The following is a 19,011-nucleotide window of genomic DNA, read 5'->3' as shown; positions in this document are numbered from 1 at the left end:
GGAAGGAGGCTAATTGGACGTGAGTGAAAGAAATGATCGTAAAGTTAAATTTGGTAAAGTAATAAGTGATAAAATGGATAAAACCATTGTTGTAGCAATAGAACGTTTAGTGCAACATCCTCTTTACAAGAAATCCATTAAAAAGACTGTGAAATTTAAAGCCCATGATGAAAACAATGAAAGCCATATTGGCGATATTGTCGAAGTTATGGAAACTCGTCCGCTGTCTAAGGATAAGCGCTGGAGAGTTACAAAAATTATTGAAAGAGCTAAATAAGTGAGGTTTGGAGTTCGCAGTTCGTAAAATTGAACCTCGACCTCTAACCTTCAAAAGGAGGGAACAGGATGATTCAACAACAAACGATTCTTAATGTTGGCGATAACAGCGGTGCGAAACAAATCATGTGCATCAGAGCATTAGGCGGTTCTTACCGTAGATATGCAAACATTGGTGATGTTATTGTTGCGGCAGTAAAATCTGCTTCTCCTGGCGGTATGGTTAAAAAAGGTGACGTAGTGAAAGCCGTAGTAGTACGTTCGAAAAAAGGCTTACGTCGCCCTGATGGATCTTATATCCGCTTCGATGAGAATGCCGCAGTTATAATTAAGGAAGATAAAAGCCCTAGAGGAACTCGTATATTTGGGCCAGTAGCGAGAGAACTGCGTGAGAAAGACTTTATGAAGATTATCTCGCTGGCGCCGGAAGTAATCTAAGTTAGGAGGTATCCGGGATGTCAGAAGCGAAAAAACTACACGTCAAAAAAGGCGATAAGATCGTAGTTTTGTCTGGTAAAGATAAAGGTAAAACCGGCAAAATCATTCAAGCACTACCTAAGAAGAGCAAAGTTGTAGTTGAAGGACTAAATACAGTAAAACGTCATACTAAACCTTCGCAAAACTTACCTCAAGGTGGTATTATTGTAAAAGAAGCTCCGCTGCATTCAGCAAAAGTAATGCTGGTGTGCCCAGCTTGCGATCAAGCAACACGTATTAAGAAAACATCTCTTGCAAGCGGAGCATCAGTTCGTACTTGTAAAAAATGTGGCGAAATAATCGATAAATAATCACGCAGAAAGGAGGTAACGACACTTGTCCAGAATGAAAGAAAAATATAGTGATGAAGTAGCTAAAGGTTTGATGGAGAAATTTGGCTATAAAAACATTATGGAAATCCCTAAAATTGAAAAAGTGGTTCTAAACATGGGCGTAGGGGAAGCAGTAAGCAATCCTAAAGTCCTTGATGTTGCCATTAATGATATGACGATTATTGCCGGTCAAAAACCAGTAGTAACCCGTGCAAAAAAATCAATTGCAGCATTTAAAATCCGTGAAGGTATGCCGATTGGCGCTAAAGTTACCCTGCGTGGACAACGTATGTATGAGTTTTTAGATAAATTACTAAACATTGCATTACCACGTGTTCGCGATTTCCGCGGTGTTAGCCCAAAATCCTTTGATGGTCGCGGCAACTATACCATGGGTATTAAAGAACAATTGATTTTCCCTGAAATTGAGTATGAAAAAGTTGATAAAGTTCGTGGTATGGATATTATTATCGTAACCACTGCGAAAACGGATGAAGAGGCACGCGAACTGTTAAAGCTTATGGGCATGCCGTTCAGTGCGTAAAAGGAGGGACACTCGTGGCCAAGAAAGCGTTAATTGAAAAATGGAAACTTGAACCTAAGTTTAGCGTACGTAAGTACAACAGATGTAAAGTTTGCGGTCGTCCACATGGTTATTTACGTAAATTTGAAATGTGCCGTATTTGTTTTAGGGAATTGAGCTATAAAGGTGTCATTCCTGGGATAACTAAGGCTAGCTGGTAGATTACAGGAAGGAGGTAATGTTTAAATGGTAATGACCGATCCAATTGCAGATATGCTTACTCGTATTCGTAATGCAAACTCGGTTTATCATGACAAAGTAGAAATTCCTGCCTCAAAAATTAAGCAAGCAATTGCGCAGCTTTTGAAAGCAGAAGGATTTATTAAAGATTTCGAAATTGTTAAAGATGATAAACAAGGTGTATTAAGAGCAAGTTTAAAATATGGACCTAATCGTGAAAAGGTAATTACTGGCATTAAGCGTATTTCTAAACCAGGATTACGTGTTTATGCAAGAAAAGATCAAATGCCCCGCGTGTTGGGCGGCCTTGGTGTTGCAATTATTTCAACTTCCAAGGGGATTATGACTGATAAACAAGCTCGTCGCGAAGGACTTGGCGGCGAAGTATTAGCTTTCGTCTGGTAATTTTTGTAGTTAAGGAGGTGCACATATGTCAAGAATCGGTAGAATGCCGATTGCTATCCCTGCCGGCGTAACCATTACGATTGGCGATGGTAATCAGGTATCGGTAAAAGGCCCTAAAGGCGAATTGACTCGTGCCATTCATAAAGATATGATATTGGAACAAGAAGACAATACCCTTGTTGTAAAACGGCCTTCAGATGAAAAAGAGCATAGATCATTACATGGCTTGACTCGTACATTGCTGTCAAATATGGTAATTGGTGTTACCCAAGGTTTCACCAAAACTCTTGAAATTGTCGGTGTTGGTTACAGAGCAGCTAAAGCTGGTAAAAATGTAGCTTTAACATTAGGTTTTTCTCATCCCTTAGAAGTTGCGGCTCCTGAAGGAATGACCCTTGATGTTCCGGCTCCCAATAAAATTGTTGTTTCTGGCATCAACAAAGAAGAAGTTGGCGCATTAGCAGCTAAGATCCGTAAATATAGAGAACCTGAACCTTATAAAGGTAAAGGCGTTCGTTATGAAGGTGAAGTTGTTCGCCGTAAAGTAGGTAAAGCAGGCGGTAAAGGTAAGAAGTAAGATTTTAAGTGAAAGGAGTGACCACTTTGCTTCGTAAAGGGATTAAAAATAAAGCTAGGCAAAAACGTCATTTACGTGTACGTAAGCTTGTTTCAGGTACTGCAGCAAGACCACGTTTAAACGTATTTCGTAGCCTAAGTCATATGTATGCTCAAGTTATTGATGATGTTACTGGTACTACATTAGTTGCCGCTAGCACTATGGATAAAGATCTTGGCGTAACCTATGGCGGTAATATAGAAGCAGCTAAAGCTGTTGGTGCAGCAGTTGCAGCACGTGCTTTGGCAAAAGGAATTAACAAAGTGGTATTTGACCGTGGTGGCTATATTTATCATGGTAGAGTAGCAGCTTTGGCCCAGGCAGCGCGTGAAGCAGGGCTGGAATTTTAAGCAAAAGGAGGTAAATGAATGTCCAGAATTGATTACACAACTCTCGATCTGAAAGAGAAAGTTGTATTCATAAACAGGGTTGCTAAAGTAGTAAAAGGCGGTCGCCGTTTTTCCTTTAGTGCGCTAGTTGTTGTTGGTGACGAAAATGGTCACGTTGGTGCTGGTTTGGGTAAAGCTGGCGAAGTACCGGAAGCAATCAGAAAAGGTGTGGAAGATGCTAAAAAGAACTTAATTAATGTTCCTTTGGTAGGCACTACCATTCCTCATCAAATTCTCGGCGTATTTGGCGCTGGTAAAGTATTTATGAAGCCTGCATCAGAAGGTACTGGTGTTATTGCTGGTGGTCCAGCACGTGCGGTACTTGAGCTTGCCGGGATTCATGATATCTTAACGAAATCCCTTGGTTCTTCTAATGCTAATAACATGGTACGTGCTACTTTAACAGGTTTGAAGCAATTGAAACGTGCTGAAGAAGTAGCCGCACTTCGCGGTAAAACCGTTCAGGAACTTTTGGGTTAAGGAGGAATTTACAATGTCAAAACTCAAAATCACTCTTACCAGAAGCCTGATCGGCAGACCAGAAGATCAACGAGCTACTGTAAAGGCTCTGGGGCTTAAGAAAACAAATACTTTTGTAACGCAAGATGATACTCCAGTTATTCGCGGCATGGTTCGTAAAGTGGAGCACCTTGTAACAGTTGAAGAAATACAAGACTAATTGAGAGGAGGCGCTAATAATGAAATTACATGAATTAGCTCCTGCGCCTGGTTCAAAGAAAGTCCGCACTCGTGTGGGTCGCGGCTTGGGTTCAGGTCTTGGTAAAACAGCAGGTAGGGGTCATAAAGGTCAAAATTCTCGTGCTGGCGGCGGTGTTCGCGCTGGTTTTGAAGGTGGTCAAATGCCTCTTTACCGTAGATTGCCAAAACGTGGCTTTTACAATAAATTTGGAAAAGACTATGCAGAAGTAAATATTTCTGACTTGAATCGTTTTGAAGACGGTGCAGTGGTTGACCCTGTAGCTTTAATCGAAAGTGGTATTTTGAAAAATGTTCGTGACGGCGTACGTATTTTGGGCAATGGCGAACTGACTAAATCACTTACTGTGATTGCTAATGGCTTTACCAAGTCAGCTGAAGCAAAAATTCAAACAGCTGGCGGAAAAGTCGAGGTGGTCTAAGTGCTTTCTGCTCTGTCCAACATACTAAAGATCACTGAGCTTAGACAAAAGGTAGTTTTTACCCTAGCCATGTTTTTAGTATTCAGAGCTGGTACACATATTCCAGTTCCTGGAGTCGATGTTTCTGTTATTGAACAAATGTTTACCAGCGGTAACTTATTTGGCTTGTTAGATTTGTTTTCTGGTGGAGCATTGAGTAAGTTTTCTATCTTTGCAATGAGTATCACACCCTACATTAATGCTTCGATTATTATGCAGCTGATTACTATTGTTGTTCCAACTTTTGAACAATGGTCTAAAGAAGGCGAAGAAGGTCGTAAAAAGTTAACGCAAATTACTCGCTACGGCACTGTTCTTCTCGGATTTATTCAAGCAATTGGTATGGCGATTGGACTAAAAGCAGCAATTATTAATCCAGGTATTGCTTCTACGTTATTGATTGCATTGACACTTACGGCAGGAACTACTTTCCTAATGTGGCTTGGAGAGCAAATTACTGAAAAAGGTATTGGTAACGGCATTTCGCTGATTATCTTTGCCGGGATTGTATCGAGATTACCTGATGGTTTGTATATGTTGTATGAATATCTTACCGCAGGTACCATTAATATCTTCAATGTATTGTTATTCGCAATTATTGCCTTGGCCATGATTGTTTTGGTAATTGCCATTACACAAGGTCAAAGAAGAATTCCGGTGCAATATGCAAAACGAGTAGTTGGCCGTAAAACTTACGGTGGTCACTCTACTCATATCCCACTGAAAGTAAATCAGGCGGGAGTTATACCAATAATCTTTGCGTCATCCGTGCTGATGTTTCCAGTAACTATTGCCCAGTTTGTTGATATTGCCTGGGTAAAAACTGTGGCAGGATGGTTTGCGTGGGGAACACCGCTGCAAACATTTTTGTATGCGCTGCTCATTATTTTCTTCACGTATTTCTACACTGCGGTTACTTTGAACATATCGGATATGGCAGAGAACATGAAAAAATACGGTGGTTTTATTCCAGGACTGCGCCCGGGTAAACCGACTGCTGATTATTTGGATCGAGTTATGACCAGAATCACCCTTGCAGGTTCCATTTTTCTTGCAGGTATTGCCATACTGCCGAACTTTATTGCAGCTGTGACAAATATTCCAGGGTTAAATTTTGGCGGTACCGCCCTTTTAATTGTGGTAGGCGTGGCACTTGACACTATGAAGCAAATAGAGGCGATTGTTTTAATGCGTCACTATCAAGGCTTTATGAAGTAGGGAGGTCGCTTCGCAATGTATATCCTGTTAATGGGACCGCCTGGAGCTGGCAAAGGTACACAGGCGGCAGAATTAGTTGCAGAATTTCAAATTCCCCACATTTCTACTGGCGACATGTTTCGTGCAGCAGTAAAAGAAGGAACTGAACTTGGCAAGCAGGCAAAAGCTTGCATGGATGCCGGGCAACTAGTACCTGATAGTGTAACTATTGGGATAGTGAAAGAAAGATTGGCTAAACCTGATTGTCATAAAGGTTTTATTCTCGATGGCTTCCCTAGGACGATTGAACAAGCAGATGCTTTAGATAGTACCTTGGTGGAACTGGGAATAAAATTAAATCGCGTTATTAATATTAATGTTCCTGTGGAAGATTTAATTAGTCGCATGACGGGGCGTCGTATCTGCAAAGGTTGTGGCGCTACCTTCCATGTACTATTTAACCCTTCCACAAAGGATGGTAAATGTGATAAATGCGATGGTGAAATCTATCAGCGTGCTGATGATACGGAAGAAACGGTTACGAAACGCTTAGCAGTGTATAGCAGCCAGACGAAGCCTTTAATTGAATTCTATCAAGACAAAGGTCTTTATAGCGAAATTGATGGCCGTCAGCCGATTGAAAAAGTATTTGCTGATATAGTTCACAGTCTGAGGGGCGAGTAGGTATGATCATCCTTAAATCAGAGCGAGAAATCAGTTACTTGCGTGATGCAGGTAAAATAGTGGCAGAAACGTTGGTTGAGGTTAAAAAAGCCGCTAAACCCGGGGTCACTACGCTAGATCTGGACAGAATAGCCGAAGAATATATTAAGGGTCGTGGTGCGATTCCTGCGTTTAAGGGATACCATGGCTTTACAGGAAACATTTGTTCTTCAATAAATGAAGAAGTCGTACATGGCATTCCAGGATTAAGAAAGTTAAAATCTGGAGATAATGTTAGTATTGATATTGGAGCGGTAATAAATGGATACAATGGCGATGCCGCGATTACAGTAGCTGTTGGTGAAGTTGATGCCGAAGTACAAAAACTTTTGGATGTTACCGAAGAGTCTTTGTATAAAGGCATTGAGCAAGCAATTTTAGGTAATCGTCTAAGTGATATTTCTCATGCCGTCCAGGTTCACGCAGAACAACATGGTTTTGGTGTGGTGCGTGATTATGTTGGGCATGGGATTGGCCGGAGTATGCATGAAGATCCACAGGTTCCCAATTATGGCGATCCTGGCCGTGGGCCACGATTAAAAGCTGGTATGACGTTGGCCATTGAGCCAATGGTCAATCTGGGCACGTATGAAGTAAAGACACTTGACGATGGTTGGACGGTTGTAACTCTTGACGGCAAGCGCTCAGCGCATTTTGAACATTCGATTGCCATCACTGACGGTAAGCCGGAGATTCTAACTAAGTTATAGGAGGCAGCTCTGGTGTCAGTCGTGAATATATCAATGGGGCAACTTGTTACTAGTATTGCCGGAAGAGATGAGATGCAGATGTATCTTGTGATTGGGATTCAAGGTAATAAAAATCTCCTGCTTGTCAACGGCAGAGATCGAAAATTAGTGAACCCTAAACGCAAAAATATCCGGCATGTTAATGTTCTTAATTCTATTGCCAAAAGTGTGGCGGAAAAGATTCAATCTGGTATAAAAGTTACGGATGAGGAAGTTCGCCACGCCATTCAGGTTTTATACAAGCCAGAGAATCTGTGATAAGCGGACTAGGAGGGATATCTCGTGTCCAAGCAAGATGTAATTGAGGTTGAAGGTACGGTTGTCGAAGCCTTGCCTAATGCTATGTTCCAGGTTAAACTGGAGAATGAGCATGTCGTATTGGCGCATGTCTCAGGTAAAATCCGCATGAACTTTATCCGGATTTTACCTGGGGATAGAGTAACTGTAGAGCTTACGCCTTATGACTTAAAGCGTGGCCGTATTACCTACCGTTTCAAATAGCGGATTCGTAAGGTAAGATGCTTTCGGTAGCAATCGAAGAGCGCGAGTTCGTGAATATATGAAAAGGAGGACTGGCAAATGAAAGTGAGACCGTCGGTCAAACCCATTTGTGAAAAATGCAAGGTAATTAAACGTAATGGACATGTAATGGTGATTTGTGAAAATCCTAAACATAAACAAAAGCAAGGATAGGAGGTGTACTATAGATGGCACGTATTGCCGGAATAGATTTACCGCGTGATAAAAGAATTGAGATCTCTTTAACATACATTTTTGGTATTGGTCTTACAACTTCCAAGGAAATCTTGGCAGCTACTGGGATTAATCCTGATACACGTACACGCGATTTAACAGAAGAAGAAGTTGTGAAATTGCGTGAAGCGATTGATAAGAATCATAGAGTAGAAGGCGACTTACGCCGTGAACAAGCACTCAATATTAAACGTCTTATTGAAATTGGATGTTATCGTGGTAAACGTCACCGTATGGGTCTTCCTGTACGTGGTCAACGTACTAAGACGAATGCCCGCACCCGTAAAGGTCCAAAACGGACTGTTGGAGCGAAAAAGAAAAAGTAGTAGAGGAGGGATAAAGATTGGTTGCTAAGAAAGCTATTAGACCAAAAAGAAAAGAACGTAAGAATATTGAGCATGGTCAAGCACATATTCGTTCTACTTTTAATAATACGATTGTGACTATTTCCGATACAAAGGGTAATGTTTTGTCTTGGGCTAGTGCGGGTGGACTTGGATTTAGAGGTTCCCGCAAGAGTACTCCATTTGCTGCGCAAATGGCAGCAGAAACAGCTGCTAAAGCGGCAATGGAACATGGATTAAAACAGGTTGAAGTTTTTGTAAAAGGACCTGGCTCAGGTCGGGAAGCAGCCATTAGATCACTACAGGCATCTGGCTTGGAAGTAAGTTCCATTAAAGATTGTACGCCTGTACCTCATAATGGATGCCGTCCACCTAAGCGTAGAAGAGTATAAGAAGTTTCGGGAGGTGTTAAATATACATGGCTAGATATACAGGACCTGTTTGTAGACAATGCCGTCGTGAAGGCACAAAATTATATCTTAAAGGCGAAAGATGCTATACGGACAAATGTTCAGTAGGTAAACGTGCGTATGCACCTGGTCAGCATGGCCAAGGCCAAACTCGTAAGAAAGTTTCCGAGTATGGTGTTCAACTACGAGAAAAACAAAAAGCACGTCGCGTTTATGGAATTTTGGAAACTCAATTCCGTTCCTATTTTGACAAAGCAGATCGTCAAAAAGGCATTACTGGTGAAAACTTGCTGGTATTGCTGGAAAGACGTCTGGATAATGTGGTATACCGTCTTGGTTTTGCGGCAAGCCGTACACAAGCTAGACAATTGGTTACCCACAGACATTTCACTGTTAATGGAAAAAGAGTAGACATTCCATCTTATTTAATTAAACCTGGTGATGTTATTGCGGTTCATGAATCCAGTAAAGAATCACCATTAATTAAAGAAATTACAGAATCTCTTGCTCACAAAACAGTGGCACCTTGGTTGGAAAGACCAACTCAAGAGGTAATGAATGGTACAGTATTGCGTTACCCCACTCGTGAGGAAATTGATACACCAGTTCAAGAACATCTGATTGTCGAATTATACTCCAGATAATCAAAATGTTTTTGAAGATAATCCGCATTTGCCCTCAACCGTGGGTATGGCGTAACTTAATCGTACGCAAAGAGGAGGGTTTTTCCAGATGATCGAAATCGAAAAACCGAAGATTGAAATTGTAGAACTGAGTGAAGACAATCGTTATGGCAAGTTTGTATGTGAGCCACTAGAACGTGGTTATGGTACTACCCTTGGCAACAGTTTACGCCGTATATTGCTGTCCTCCCTGCAGGGGGCCGCAATTACAGCGGTTAAAATTGAAGGCGTTCTTCATGAGTTTTCTACCATTCCAGGTGTTCGGGAAGACGTTACCGACATTATCCTGAATTTAAAAACATTGCGTCTAAAAATGCACAATGATGAACCAAAGACTTTGAGAATTGAACGATTGACTGAAGGGGAAGTTACAGCAGGAGATATTCTTGTTGACCCGGATATTGAGGTTTTGAATCCCGAATTACATTTGGCGACAGTTGATGCTAGTGGATCGCTAAAAATGGAAATCACCGTAGAACGTGGTCGGGGTTATGTTCCTGGAGACAAGAACAAAAAACCTGATCATGTGATCGGTATTATTCCGATTGACTCCATTTTTTCACCCATTCAGAGAGTTAACTATCAGATCACTGATACTCGTGTCGGGAACGTTACTGATTACGATAAATTAACTCTGGAAGTATGGACGGATGGAAGTATCAGACCAGAAGAAGCTGTAAGTAAATCTGCTAGTATTATGGTCGCTCATTTGAAGCTATTCCAGAATTTAGCAGGCATAATTCCTGAAGAAGATAGTATCGATGGTACTTTTACCGAAGTGGTAGAAGAAGGAAATTCAAAAATCATGGATATGACGATTGAAGATCTGGATCTGTCTGTACGTTCTTATAACTGCTTGAAGCGGGCAGGAATTAATACAGTGGCGGACTTGGTACAAAAATCCGAAGATGATATGATGAAGGTGCGTAACCTTGGTCGTAAATCAATGGAAGAAGTGAAGAAAAAATTAATCGAACTAGGTCTTGGACTTAGTGAAGAGGAAGAATAAAGGGAGGGAAGAAAATGGGCTATAGAAAGTTAGGACGAGACTCTAGCGCACGTAAAGCGCTGTTTCGCAGCATCTTGACTTCCTTCTTTGCATACGAGCGTATTGAAACAACAGAAGCTAAAGCGAAAGAAATCAATGGTCTTGCTGAAAAGATGATTACTTTGGCTAAGCGCGGTGACTTACATGCTCGCCGTCAAGTGTTATCAAGCCTCATGGATGAAGAAGTAGTTACAAAATTGTTTGACGTGATTGCCCCTAAATATGCTACTCGTCAAGGCGGTTATACCCGTATTATGAAATTGGGACCGCGTCGTGGCGATGCTGCACCAATGGTAATATTGGAATTGGTCTAACGTTTGCAATTGGGCCAGGTGACAAAGGCATATACTTGGCCTCGTCGCCTGGTTATTGTGGTTTATAAGGAAGGCGGCCTTTTAGGCCGTCTTTATTTCTATATGATTGAAATGATTTATAAAAAAATTGAACCACAAAAGCACAATACCGCTATCGCGGTACACAAAGGGAGCACAGAATTAGAGAACAACCCCTTTGGAAATTCTTTGTGTCCTTTGTGTTTTTGTGGTTCAATTTTTAAAATTATACATAAAGGGGTAACGATATGGGAGAATTTATAACAGTGAAAGATATGTGCCATACGTATCTTGCTCATGAGGGCGAAGAGGTACAGGCACTTGATCATATAAATATAGCCATAGGAAAAGGCGAATTTGTCGCTATTATTGGCACCAATGGATCAGGCAAATCTACATTGGCAAAGCATCTGAATGCACTACTGACCCCTTCAAGCGGCCAGTGTCTCATCAATGGGATGGATACGAAAGAGCAAGAGAATCTTTGGGAAATTAGACAGACTGTTGGTATGGTGTTTCAAAACCCGGATAATCAAATTGTTGCCACCCTGGTAGAAGAAGATGTTGCTTTTGGTCCGGAAAACTTAGGGGTGCCGCCAGACGAAATTCGAAATCGAGTAACGGAAGCATTGAAGGATGTAGGCATGGAAGACTATCGGCAGCATGGGCCTCACTTATTATCAGGTGGACAAAAACAGCGAGTGGCAATTGCCGGGGTATTAGCCATGCGTTCTAACTGCTTAGTGTTAGATGAACCGACAGCAATGCTTGACCCTCAGGGGAGGCAAGAAGTCTTATCGACAGTACTCAGACTGCATCGTGAACAGAATATAACAGTCGTATATATTACACATTTTATGGAAGAAGCGGTTGCTGCGGATCGTGTCATTGTTATGGAGCAAGGCAAGGTTGTTATGGAAGGCGTGCCTAAGACGATCTTTAGTCAAGTAAATCGTTTAAAAGAATTAGGCCTTGACGTTCCTGTAGCGGCAGAATTTGCATATCGTTTACGGCAGCTTACTATGAAAATACCAGAAGACATTATTACAGATGCGGAATTGGTGGTGGCTGTATGTCCATAAGATTACAAGATGTTACTTACATTTACATGTCTAAAACCCCATATGAAAAGGCGGCAATAAAAAAGATTGATCTTGAGATAAAACAAGGTGAATTTGTTGGAATTATTGGACATACTGGCTCAGGCAAATCAACATTAGTGCAGCATTTAAATGGTCTATTAAAACCTTCATCAGGTATGGTTCACATAGATGGGCAGAATATACATGAAAAGGGAGAAACTGCAAGGAATGCCAAACGAAGTGTAGGTATGGTGTTTCAATATCCAGAACATCAACTATTTGAAGAAAGTGTATATGAAGATATTGCCTTTGGTCCACGCAACCTGGGAGTAAAGGAAGAGGAAATTGAGACCAGAGTAAAAAAGGCACTGGATTTTGTTGGTCTTGATTTTGAAAAATTTGCAAAACGTACGCCATTTCAGCTCAGTGGAGGGCAAATGAGGCGAGTTGCCATTGCAGGTGTGGTAGCCTTAGATCCAAAATATTTAGTCCTGGATGAGCCTTCTGCTGGACTTGACCCGCGAGGACGGGATGAAATCTTTGGGCAAATCATCAATTTACATAAGGCTACAGGGATTACCGTAGTCCTGGTTTCTCACAATATGGAAGATGTTGCACGTATGGCGAATCGATTGATTGTTATGAATAAAGGTGAAATTCTCTTAGATGGTAAACCAAAGGATATTTTCTGTAATCATCAGGCCCAGTTAAAAGAAGCAGGTGTGGATGTACCACCCCTTACTTTATTGATGAATCAATTTAAACAACGGGGTTTAGAAATTGATAGTGCAGTAATCGATATTGCAACTGCTGCGCAAAACGTATATAAAGCCGTAAGGAGGGGTTAACTTTGCTAACAGATATTATGCTGGGACAATATTTTCCTGGTAATTCCTTACTTCATTTACTAGATCCGCGTACGAAGATTATTAGTACGATATTATTTATCAGCAGCATTTTTCTAGCAGATACCTATCAGGCGTATATCATACTAGCTGCTTTTATTGTATTCATCATTGCCTTAGCGGCAATACCTCCTACTATGATTTTACGCTCCTTAAAGCCATTGTGGATCATTATTGTATTGACCTTACTTATTCATATTTTTACTACACCGGGGAGCATTATCTATAAGATTGGTCCATTGGCGGCGACCCAGGAAGGTGTCCGGCAAGGACTTTTTATGACAATCAGACTTGTTTTTTTAATTGTTGTATCTTCTTTATTGACATTTACCACTTCCCCCATCGCATTGACCGATGGGATTGAGCGCTTACTTAACCCTTTTAAGAAAATAGGTCTGCCTGCACATGAGTTGGCGATGATGATGACAATTGCCCTTCGTTTTATTCCAACGTTGCTGGAAGAAACAGATAAAATCATGAAAGCGCAAATGGCAAGAGGAGCGGATTTTACATCAGGGAATATATTGCGCCGTGCACGTAACATGATTCCTTTACTCGTCCCGCTGTTTATTAGTGCATTTCGTCGTGCGGATGAACTGGCTACAGCTATGGAGGCCAGATGCTACCGAGGCGGGCATCAAAGAACCCGCATGAAAGAACTCCACATTACAAAGAGAGATTGGCTGGCATATGGAGTATTAGGCATTATCATTGGAGTGCTAGTTGCAGTGAGGATATATAGTAAGTAGCAGAAAGAAGAAAAGCAGTTTGAAACACGAAGGCGCGAAGGGTGCGAAGTAGAAATACAATTAATCCCTTCGTGATACTTCGTGTACCGCGTAGCGGTTCGCGCCTTCGCGTTGAAAGTCTTTTGTTAGTAATTGACTTTTAAACGATGATACTATACGTAAAGTAAAGATAGGAGGCTATATGGTTAAGGATCATCCGGATTATGCTTTAGAAAAACAGCACTTGGATTATACGCTAAAAGAGATGAATCAAATCATTACATCTTTGGAAGACGATATTGATAAGCGTACTGCGCAAATGCGTGTGTCATTGGAGCATAAAGATCAAATTAGTACCTATGTTCATTCCATGATGAAACATGATCATGCTGAAAAGATTTATGATATGAAAGAGGCTCTAGGGAGTCCTTATTTTGGTCGTGTGGATTTTAAAGATGATGATGCGGTGGACTATGAGAGCTTTTATATAGGACGAATTAAAATCAGCCGTTTGGACATTCTTACCGTAAAAGATATTTTAGTATTTGACTGGCGCGACCCTGTAGCAACTATTTTCTATGAATGCCAAGATGGACGTGTCAGTTACGATGTTTTGGGAAAATACCATTATAGCGGTGACGTGAACTTAAAGAGACAATACAAAATAGTCGAAGGCGTTTTGCAAAAAATATCCGACGATTATATTTTTGATCAATTGGCAGATCCTAAAAAGGAAGCCTTACTTGCTGACCCCTTTTTAACGGAAAGGCTGCTGCAAGGTACCAGTAATAAGCTAAAAGATATTGTAACTTCCATTCGAGGAGAACAAAACAAAATTATTCGGGAAACCTTACATCAAGTGATTATTATCCAAGGCGTTGCGGGCTCAGGAAAAAGTACCATTGGTCTGCATCGATTATCTTATTTGCTTTATAATGAAAAATTAGATCCACAGAAAATGATGGTCATTGCACCCAACAAATTATTCTTAGATTATATTTGTGAACTGCTTCCAGAGATCGATGCAGATGATGTGAGGCAGCAGACGTTTATTGATGTAGTACATGAAATAACGCAGACGACATTCTCCTTGCACCAAGATGAGAAAGCCCATCTGTTTTTAGAAAATAAGATAAAAGATAGCCGTCGTGATCAATTAGAGGCAGTTGCCCGATTAAAGGGATCTTTGGAATTTGTGAAAATATTAGATGCTTGGATGGATAAGAAAATTGAAAAATTCTGCCTAAAGTTAAAAGACATCCTGCTGTTTGATCAGAAATTATTGATTACAAAAGAACAGCAAATTGAAAACTTTATGCAAGGCGGTATGCTCAATACTCCCTATAATGAGCGTGTAAAAACGTTAAGCGGTTATATTAAGTTTAGGGTGCGAAATTTCTTGGAAGTGTTAGAAATGGAGCAGAGGCGCAAAATTGGCAGTACAGATAAAACCTATGAGCAATATTCACAGCAAGGGACACAATTTCTGGCAGGTCATTTTTCAAAATGGTCTTGCGATGATATTAGGACTTGTTACAAGGAAGTCTTTAGCAATAAAAGTATATTTAAAATTTTAAAGAATAAAAAATTGGACATTGCGTTTATCGCAGAATACTCCAGCAGCATATTACAAGAGGGAAATGTAGAGAGAGAAGACTTGGCACCCATTTGCTATCTTTCTTATCTCGTAAATGGCTGGAATCATATTGTGAAATTTGAACATATTGTAGTGGATGAAGCCCAGGACTTAAATACTTTAGAGTTTATGATTCTTAAAATGTTGTCAAAGAATAGCTCCTTTACCATTATGGGTGATCTATCCCAAGGAATTACCGCTTATCGCAGTATCGATAGCTGGCAGGTCGTGATGAAAGAAGTATTTTCTGATGTAAAATCCATCTATCGTGAAGTCAATTACAGCTATCGTTCAGCACGGGAAATTATCGAATGTTTTAACAAGGTAATGCCTAGAGGACACTCTGCTGCCATTCCCGTATATGAAATTGGTCAAGATCCCGTATATCAGCAGATCAGCACAGAAAACGAAGCAGTATTGGCGATACGAGATGCGATTCAAAAGTTTAAAGAGCAAGATTGCAAATCCATTGGAATTATTACCAAAATGGAAAGAGACAGTGTTTCTTTATATCATGCTCTGCAGCAAGAAGGCGATAATTTGGAGCTGCATGTGATTACCAGTGATACTCTTTCTTACCAGGGCGGTATTTCCATCCTTCCAGTGGGCTTGGCAAAAGGTTTGGAATTTGATGGTGTGATTATATGGAATGCTTCGGATAAAGAATTCAAGAACAATAGCTTCGATGCCAAACTGCTCTATGTAGCCTTATCTCGTCCCTTATATTATTTACACATACTATATCAAGGTAATCTTACACCCTTGTTAAAGGGAAAAAGTAAATGAACCACAAAGACACAATGCCACGATCGTGGCACACAAAGGACGGTTCTATAGTGTCCTTTGTGCCTTTGTGGTTCAATATGTTAGTTCGTTAAATGTGTCATATTTTTTTAGATAGTAAGTGACGAGGTGTATAAACATGCGTAATATTAAATTAACATTGGCTTATGACGGCACGGCGTATCATGGGTTTCAGCGCCAGATTAACGCGATCGGAATACAACAAGTACTAGAAGACAAATTGGCAAAGATTGTCGGTCATACATTCAGGATTCATATGGCTGGCAGAACTGATTCTGGGGTTCATGCTTATGGACAAGTCGTCAATTTTAAAACGACCAGCACTATTCCTGTAGATCGTATTGCAATAGCCTCTAGGAGTTTACTGCCTTACGATATTGTAGTTCTGGATGCAGAGGAGGTTCCTGATAGCTTTGATGCTCAATACAGCGCCCAAAGTAAAATATATGTGTATAAGATTTATCAGCATACTGTACCAAATCCCTTTCTTCGGAATTTGGTATGGACGATTCCACAAACATTAGATGTTTCAGCAATGGAAGAAGCAGCACAAATAATCATCGGAACCCATGATTTTTCAGCTTTTCGAGCCTCGGGAGGAGCAAGCGTTAGTCCGATTCGCACAATTATGGCAGTTGAATGCCAACTTCAGGATCGGATATTGGAACTTTCTTTTTGGGGAAATGGTTTCTTATATCATATGGTGAGGAATATAACTGGTACATTAGTGAATGTGGGGCTAGGAAAGACTTCTTTAGAGAAGTTTAAGACCATCTTTGAGGGACGGGATCGAAAGAAGGCAGGCGCTACAGCACCTGCTCATGGACTATATTTAAAAGAAGTTCGGTATTAAATCTAACAAACTGTGGATAACTCAAAAAAAAGTGAATTTACATACCGATATTCCTTGACATTGTCCAGGTAATTTAATACAATGTTTTTATGAGATTTATGCCATGACTTCCGTTAGCCCCGGAGCTCAAGGAAACAAAATCAATTTTTTTTGTAATGTTGTGACAAGGAGGTATATCGCATGAAAACATTTATGGCAAATGCTGCCACCATAGAACGTAAGTGGTATGTTGTAGATGCAGAAGGTAAAACTTTAGGTAGATTAGCTGCCGAAGTAGCAAAAGTTCTTCGCGGCAAACATAAACCGACATTTACTCCGCATGTTGATACCGGTGACCATGTTATCGTCATCAACGCTGATAAAGTAGCATTAACTGGTAAAAAGTTAGTACAAAAAACATATTTCCGTCATTCTGGTTATGTAGGTGGAACTACATTCGTTACTGCTGGTAAAATGCTTGCAGACAAACCAGAAAGAGTGCTTGAGCTGGCTATTAGGGGTATGTTACCTAAGAACCGTCTTGGCCGCCAGATGTATCGTAAATTGCAAGTATATCGTGGTGCTGAGCATCCGCATGCTGCGCAATTACCAGAAGTATTAGAATTTAACATAAGATAATCCGGAAAGGAGGAACATATTATGGCATTGGTTACTTACTACGGCACAGGTCGCAGAAAAACCTCGGTTGCCAGAGTTCGTCTGGTTCCGGGTGAAGGCAATATTCTAGTTAACGACCGTACTATTGCAGAATATTTTGGTCGCAAAACATTAGAACTTATTGTAAAACAACCCCTTAATTTGACAGAAACTCTTGGCAAATACAATGTGTTAATTAAAGTGGAGGGCGGCGGTCCTTCAGGACAAGCTGGCGCAGTTCGTCACGGTATTTCTCGTGCATTACTTAAAGTTGATGCTGAGTACCGTCCATCTTTGAAAAAAGCTGGATTCCTTACTCGTGATCCACGTGAAAAAGAGCGTCGTAAATATGGTTTGAAGAAAGCGCGTAAAGCGTCTCAGTTCTCCAAACGTTAAAACTAGCAAAAATGAAACCCCTGCAAATATTGAATTTGCAGGGGTTTTTTTCTGCATTAAAGGAAGGTAAGACTTTAATATATAAAAAAACAGCAAGCAAAAATATTCTGCTCGCTGAAACAACCGTATTATTTCACAGGTTTGCTTGATTTCATTACAATTGACAAAGCCATCGTTGCTACCATTTCAGCATCGCTAGACTTTGCTCCATACTTTTTAGCGATACTTTTAATTTCATTTCTAAATTTTCGTTCGTCGAAGTCAATAATCATACAATCGCCTCCCTTCGAGGTGAAATACTGATGAAGTGCAAATTACGTAGACTCCATATTATAGTGTATGTATGCTAAAAAAAGATTGGTACTGTTATTATGTAAAAAAGCCGAATCGATTTTTTTAGATGATGATGTGCAACCCCCATTTCAGGGAAACGTTGGCAGATATGCTTTATCCCTAGAGTAGCTAAAGCTGATAACGATCATATAATAAGGTAAGGGAATTTGGTCTCAGTAGCTGGGAGGGGTATAGAATGAACGAAGAAGAAAAATTAGAAAATTCTAACCTTGATGAAGGTAAATATAACCTTAAGATGCTCATAATTGTTGCCGTTATTTCGTTGGTCACTGGCAGTGCTGCAGGATTAACGTTAGGGTATGTCTTGGGAGAAGGTGATAGACAAGCATTGGCAGTAGAAAAAAATAAGCCTCCGATCATTAAGGAAACGATTAAAACGATTACAGATACGAAGTTTCAGTATATTCCAGGAGAAACCGTTTATTTACCGGGAGAAGTGAAGGAAGTATTAGTAATGCCGGTTGATAAAGAGACACCTGGTGCAACTCCTGTAAAATTAGATGGTAAATTTGATCTTGGTAAACAAAGTTTTATTTATATGGTAAATGGCAGAGTAGGCAAGTTTGATAAAACGGAAGAGGAAAAGTTTGTATTCGAAAAGAATATGATCGATTTAAAACAAACCAGCACAATAACAATTGAAGCTGAGATTCCTACAATTGATCTAACTCGCCATAATGTAATTACAGTTGGTGCCATGTTCACAAGAGGTAAGATAGAGCCGGGTATCGGTTACACTGGCAGTATTGGAAAAGTTGGTGCTTATCAATTGGCAGGCAGCCAATCAGCTGCTTATGTTGGTGCAGGACTTAAGTTTTAAATACCCTTTTCAGAGTGGCCTCATTTTGATGAGTTGCAAAAATAAAAATCTACAGTCACAATGTTTGGTATCTTTACAAATTACTTACTAATTTGTAAAAAAAAATATATATTGAAGGATAT

The 19,011-nt window shown here is 40.4% G+C and carries 32 protein-coding genes; 31 read left to right on the top strand and 1 reads right to left on the bottom strand.

What is annotated here, in order from left to right:
• Window positions 1–19 precede the first annotated feature (19 nt).
• The 30 genes from rpsQ (at window position 20) to rpsI (ending at window position 17,715) form a co-directional block, all read left to right on the top strand.
• Entirely contained in the window at window positions 20–277 is a 258-nt protein-coding gene (gene rpsQ, locus FR7_RS19140) for a 30S ribosomal protein S17 (protein ID WP_007937715.1), read from the top strand.
• Window positions 278–345: 68 nt separating this feature from the next.
• The gene (gene rplN, locus FR7_RS19135; protein ID WP_007937713.1) at window positions 346–714 is read left to right on the top strand and encodes a 50S ribosomal protein L14; all 369 of its coding nucleotides are present in this window, start codon (window positions 346–348) and stop codon (window positions 712–714) included.
• A 17-nt stretch (window positions 715–731) separates the two neighbouring features.
• Window positions 732–1,064, top strand: a complete 333-nt coding sequence (rplX, locus tag FR7_RS19130) for a 50S ribosomal protein L24 (RefSeq protein ID WP_007937707.1) — start codon at window positions 732–734, stop codon at window positions 1,062–1,064.
• 25 nt (window positions 1,065–1,089) lie between these two features.
• Complete coding sequence (rplE, locus tag FR7_RS19125) at window positions 1,090–1,629, top strand: 50S ribosomal protein L5 (protein ID WP_007937705.1); 540 nt, start codon at window positions 1,090–1,092, stop codon at window positions 1,627–1,629.
• Window positions 1,630–1,643: 14 nt separating this feature from the next.
• The gene (locus tag FR7_RS19120) at window positions 1,644–1,829 is read left to right on the top strand and encodes a type Z 30S ribosomal protein S14 (protein WP_007937703.1); all 186 of its coding nucleotides are present in this window, start codon (window positions 1,644–1,646) and stop codon (window positions 1,827–1,829) included.
• 25 nt (window positions 1,830–1,854) lie between these two features.
• Window positions 1,855–2,253 (top strand): 30S ribosomal protein S8, encoded by a 399-nt coding sequence (gene rpsH, locus FR7_RS19115; protein ID WP_007937701.1) that lies wholly within the window; start codon window positions 1,855–1,857, stop codon window positions 2,251–2,253.
• 25 nt (window positions 2,254–2,278) lie between these two features.
• Window positions 2,279–2,830, top strand: a complete 552-nt coding sequence (gene rplF / locus FR7_RS19110) for a 50S ribosomal protein L6 (RefSeq protein WP_007937699.1) — start codon at window positions 2,279–2,281, stop codon at window positions 2,828–2,830.
• Window positions 2,831–2,856: 26 nt separating this feature from the next.
• Window positions 2,857–3,219 carry a 50S ribosomal protein L18 gene (gene rplR / locus FR7_RS19105; RefSeq protein WP_007937697.1) on the top strand — a complete coding sequence of 121 codons (363 nt, stop codon included), beginning with the start codon at window positions 2,857–2,859 and terminating at the stop codon, window positions 3,217–3,219.
• A gap of 18 nt (window positions 3,220–3,237) precedes the next feature.
• A complete protein-coding gene (gene rpsE, locus FR7_RS19100; RefSeq protein WP_007937696.1) occupies window positions 3,238–3,738 on the top strand; it encodes a 30S ribosomal protein S5 in 501 nt (166 codons plus the stop codon).
• Between the two features lie 13 nt (window positions 3,739–3,751).
• Window positions 3,752–3,937: a 50S ribosomal protein L30 gene (gene rpmD, locus FR7_RS19095; protein WP_007937694.1), complete on the top strand. Its 186-nt coding sequence runs from the start codon at window positions 3,752–3,754 to the stop codon at window positions 3,935–3,937.
• A gap of 19 nt (window positions 3,938–3,956) precedes the next feature.
• Complete coding sequence (gene rplO / locus FR7_RS19090; RefSeq protein WP_007937692.1) at window positions 3,957–4,397, top strand: 50S ribosomal protein L15; 441 nt, start codon at window positions 3,957–3,959, stop codon at window positions 4,395–4,397.
• Window positions 4,398–5,654: a preprotein translocase subunit SecY gene (gene secY / locus FR7_RS19085; protein ID WP_007937691.1), complete on the top strand. Its 1,257-nt coding sequence runs from the start codon at window positions 4,398–4,400 to the stop codon at window positions 5,652–5,654.
• Between the two features lie 15 nt (window positions 5,655–5,669).
• Complete coding sequence (locus tag FR7_RS19080) at window positions 5,670–6,317, top strand: adenylate kinase (RefSeq protein WP_007937688.1); 648 nt, start codon at window positions 5,670–5,672, stop codon at window positions 6,315–6,317.
• A 2-nt stretch (window positions 6,318–6,319) separates the two neighbouring features.
• Entirely contained in the window at window positions 6,320–7,066 is a 747-nt protein-coding gene (gene map / locus FR7_RS19075; protein ID WP_007937686.1) for a type I methionyl aminopeptidase, read from the top strand.
• Between the two features lie 12 nt (window positions 7,067–7,078).
• Window positions 7,079–7,363, top strand: a complete 285-nt coding sequence (locus FR7_RS19070; RefSeq protein WP_007937684.1) for a KOW domain-containing RNA-binding protein — start codon at window positions 7,079–7,081, stop codon at window positions 7,361–7,363.
• Window positions 7,364–7,387: 24 nt separating this feature from the next.
• Entirely contained in the window at window positions 7,388–7,606 is a 219-nt protein-coding gene (gene infA, locus FR7_RS19065) for a translation initiation factor IF-1 (RefSeq protein ID WP_007937682.1), read from the top strand.
• Between the two features lie 78 nt (window positions 7,607–7,684).
• The gene (gene rpmJ, locus FR7_RS19060; protein ID WP_007937679.1) at window positions 7,685–7,798 is read left to right on the top strand and encodes a 50S ribosomal protein L36; all 114 of its coding nucleotides are present in this window, start codon (window positions 7,685–7,687) and stop codon (window positions 7,796–7,798) included.
• A gap of 14 nt (window positions 7,799–7,812) precedes the next feature.
• The gene (rpsM, locus tag FR7_RS19055; RefSeq protein WP_007937673.1) at window positions 7,813–8,184 is read left to right on the top strand and encodes a 30S ribosomal protein S13; all 372 of its coding nucleotides are present in this window, start codon (window positions 7,813–7,815) and stop codon (window positions 8,182–8,184) included.
• Window positions 8,185–8,201: 17 nt separating this feature from the next.
• Window positions 8,202–8,594 carry a 30S ribosomal protein S11 gene (gene rpsK, locus FR7_RS19050; RefSeq protein ID WP_007937671.1) on the top strand — a complete coding sequence of 131 codons (393 nt, stop codon included), beginning with the start codon at window positions 8,202–8,204 and terminating at the stop codon, window positions 8,592–8,594.
• 26 nt (window positions 8,595–8,620) lie between these two features.
• Window positions 8,621–9,256 (top strand): 30S ribosomal protein S4, encoded by a 636-nt coding sequence (rpsD, locus tag FR7_RS19045; protein WP_007937669.1) that lies wholly within the window; start codon window positions 8,621–8,623, stop codon window positions 9,254–9,256.
• Window positions 9,257–9,344: 88 nt separating this feature from the next.
• Window positions 9,345–10,304, top strand: a complete 960-nt coding sequence (locus FR7_RS19040; RefSeq protein WP_007937667.1) for a DNA-directed RNA polymerase subunit alpha — start codon at window positions 9,345–9,347, stop codon at window positions 10,302–10,304.
• A 14-nt stretch (window positions 10,305–10,318) separates the two neighbouring features.
• A complete protein-coding gene (rplQ, locus tag FR7_RS19035) occupies window positions 10,319–10,657 on the top strand; it encodes a 50S ribosomal protein L17 (protein WP_007937665.1) in 339 nt (112 codons plus the stop codon).
• 57 nt (window positions 10,658–10,714) lie between these two features.
• The gene (locus FR7_RS24285; protein WP_237769556.1) at window positions 10,715–10,939 is read left to right on the top strand and encodes a hypothetical protein; all 225 of its coding nucleotides are present in this window, start codon (window positions 10,715–10,717) and stop codon (window positions 10,937–10,939) included.
• Complete coding sequence (locus FR7_RS19025) at window positions 10,924–11,757, top strand: energy-coupling factor transporter ATPase (protein WP_007937664.1); 834 nt, start codon at window positions 10,924–10,926, stop codon at window positions 11,755–11,757. The genes FR7_RS24285 and FR7_RS19025 overlap by 16 nt, the downstream gene beginning before the upstream one ends.
• Window positions 11,748–12,605 (top strand): energy-coupling factor transporter ATPase, encoded by an 858-nt coding sequence (locus FR7_RS19020; RefSeq protein ID WP_007937662.1) that lies wholly within the window; start codon window positions 11,748–11,750, stop codon window positions 12,603–12,605. The genes FR7_RS19025 and FR7_RS19020 overlap by 10 nt, the downstream gene beginning before the upstream one ends.
• 2 nt (window positions 12,606–12,607) lie before the next feature.
• Window positions 12,608–13,411: an energy-coupling factor transporter transmembrane component T family protein gene (locus FR7_RS19015; protein ID WP_007937660.1), complete on the top strand. Its 804-nt coding sequence runs from the start codon at window positions 12,608–12,610 to the stop codon at window positions 13,409–13,411.
• Window positions 13,412–13,592: 181 nt separating this feature from the next.
• The gene (locus FR7_RS19010) at window positions 13,593–15,812 is read left to right on the top strand and encodes a HelD family protein (RefSeq protein ID WP_007937659.1); all 2,220 of its coding nucleotides are present in this window, start codon (window positions 13,593–13,595) and stop codon (window positions 15,810–15,812) included.
• 136 nt (window positions 15,813–15,948) lie between these two features.
• Window positions 15,949–16,683: a tRNA pseudouridine(38-40) synthase TruA gene (gene truA, locus FR7_RS19005; protein ID WP_007937657.1), complete on the top strand. Its 735-nt coding sequence runs from the start codon at window positions 15,949–15,951 to the stop codon at window positions 16,681–16,683.
• A 180-nt stretch (window positions 16,684–16,863) separates the two neighbouring features.
• Window positions 16,864–17,301 carry a 50S ribosomal protein L13 gene (rplM, locus tag FR7_RS19000; protein ID WP_007937655.1) on the top strand — a complete coding sequence of 146 codons (438 nt, stop codon included), beginning with the start codon at window positions 16,864–16,866 and terminating at the stop codon, window positions 17,299–17,301.
• A gap of 21 nt (window positions 17,302–17,322) precedes the next feature.
• Window positions 17,323–17,715, top strand: coding sequence for a 30S ribosomal protein S9 (gene rpsI / locus FR7_RS18995; protein WP_007937653.1), 393 nt, complete (start codon window positions 17,323–17,325; stop codon window positions 17,713–17,715).
• Window positions 17,716–17,843: 128 nt separating this feature from the next.
• On the opposite strand, the gene FR7_RS23980 is transcribed toward rpsI, so the two are convergent.
• Window positions 17,844–17,987 carry a hypothetical protein gene (locus FR7_RS23980; RefSeq protein WP_007937642.1) on the bottom strand — a complete coding sequence of 48 codons (144 nt, stop codon included), beginning with the start codon at window positions 17,985–17,987 and terminating at the stop codon, window positions 17,844–17,846.
• 257 nt (window positions 17,988–18,244) lie between these two features.
• On the opposite strand from FR7_RS23980, the gene FR7_RS18990 reads away from it, so the two are divergent.
• A complete protein-coding gene (locus FR7_RS18990; protein WP_007937640.1) occupies window positions 18,245–18,889 on the top strand; it encodes a hypothetical protein in 645 nt (214 codons plus the stop codon).
• Window positions 18,890–19,011 lie beyond the last annotated feature (122 nt).

This window comes from Pelosinus fermentans DSM 17108 (assembly GCF_000271485.2).
GTDB classification, from domain to species: Bacteria; Bacillota; Negativicutes; order DSM-13327; family DSM-13327; genus Pelosinus; species Pelosinus fermentans.
Note: the sequence above shows the minus strand (reverse complement) of the source record. Positions and strands in the feature narration are given on the sequence as shown.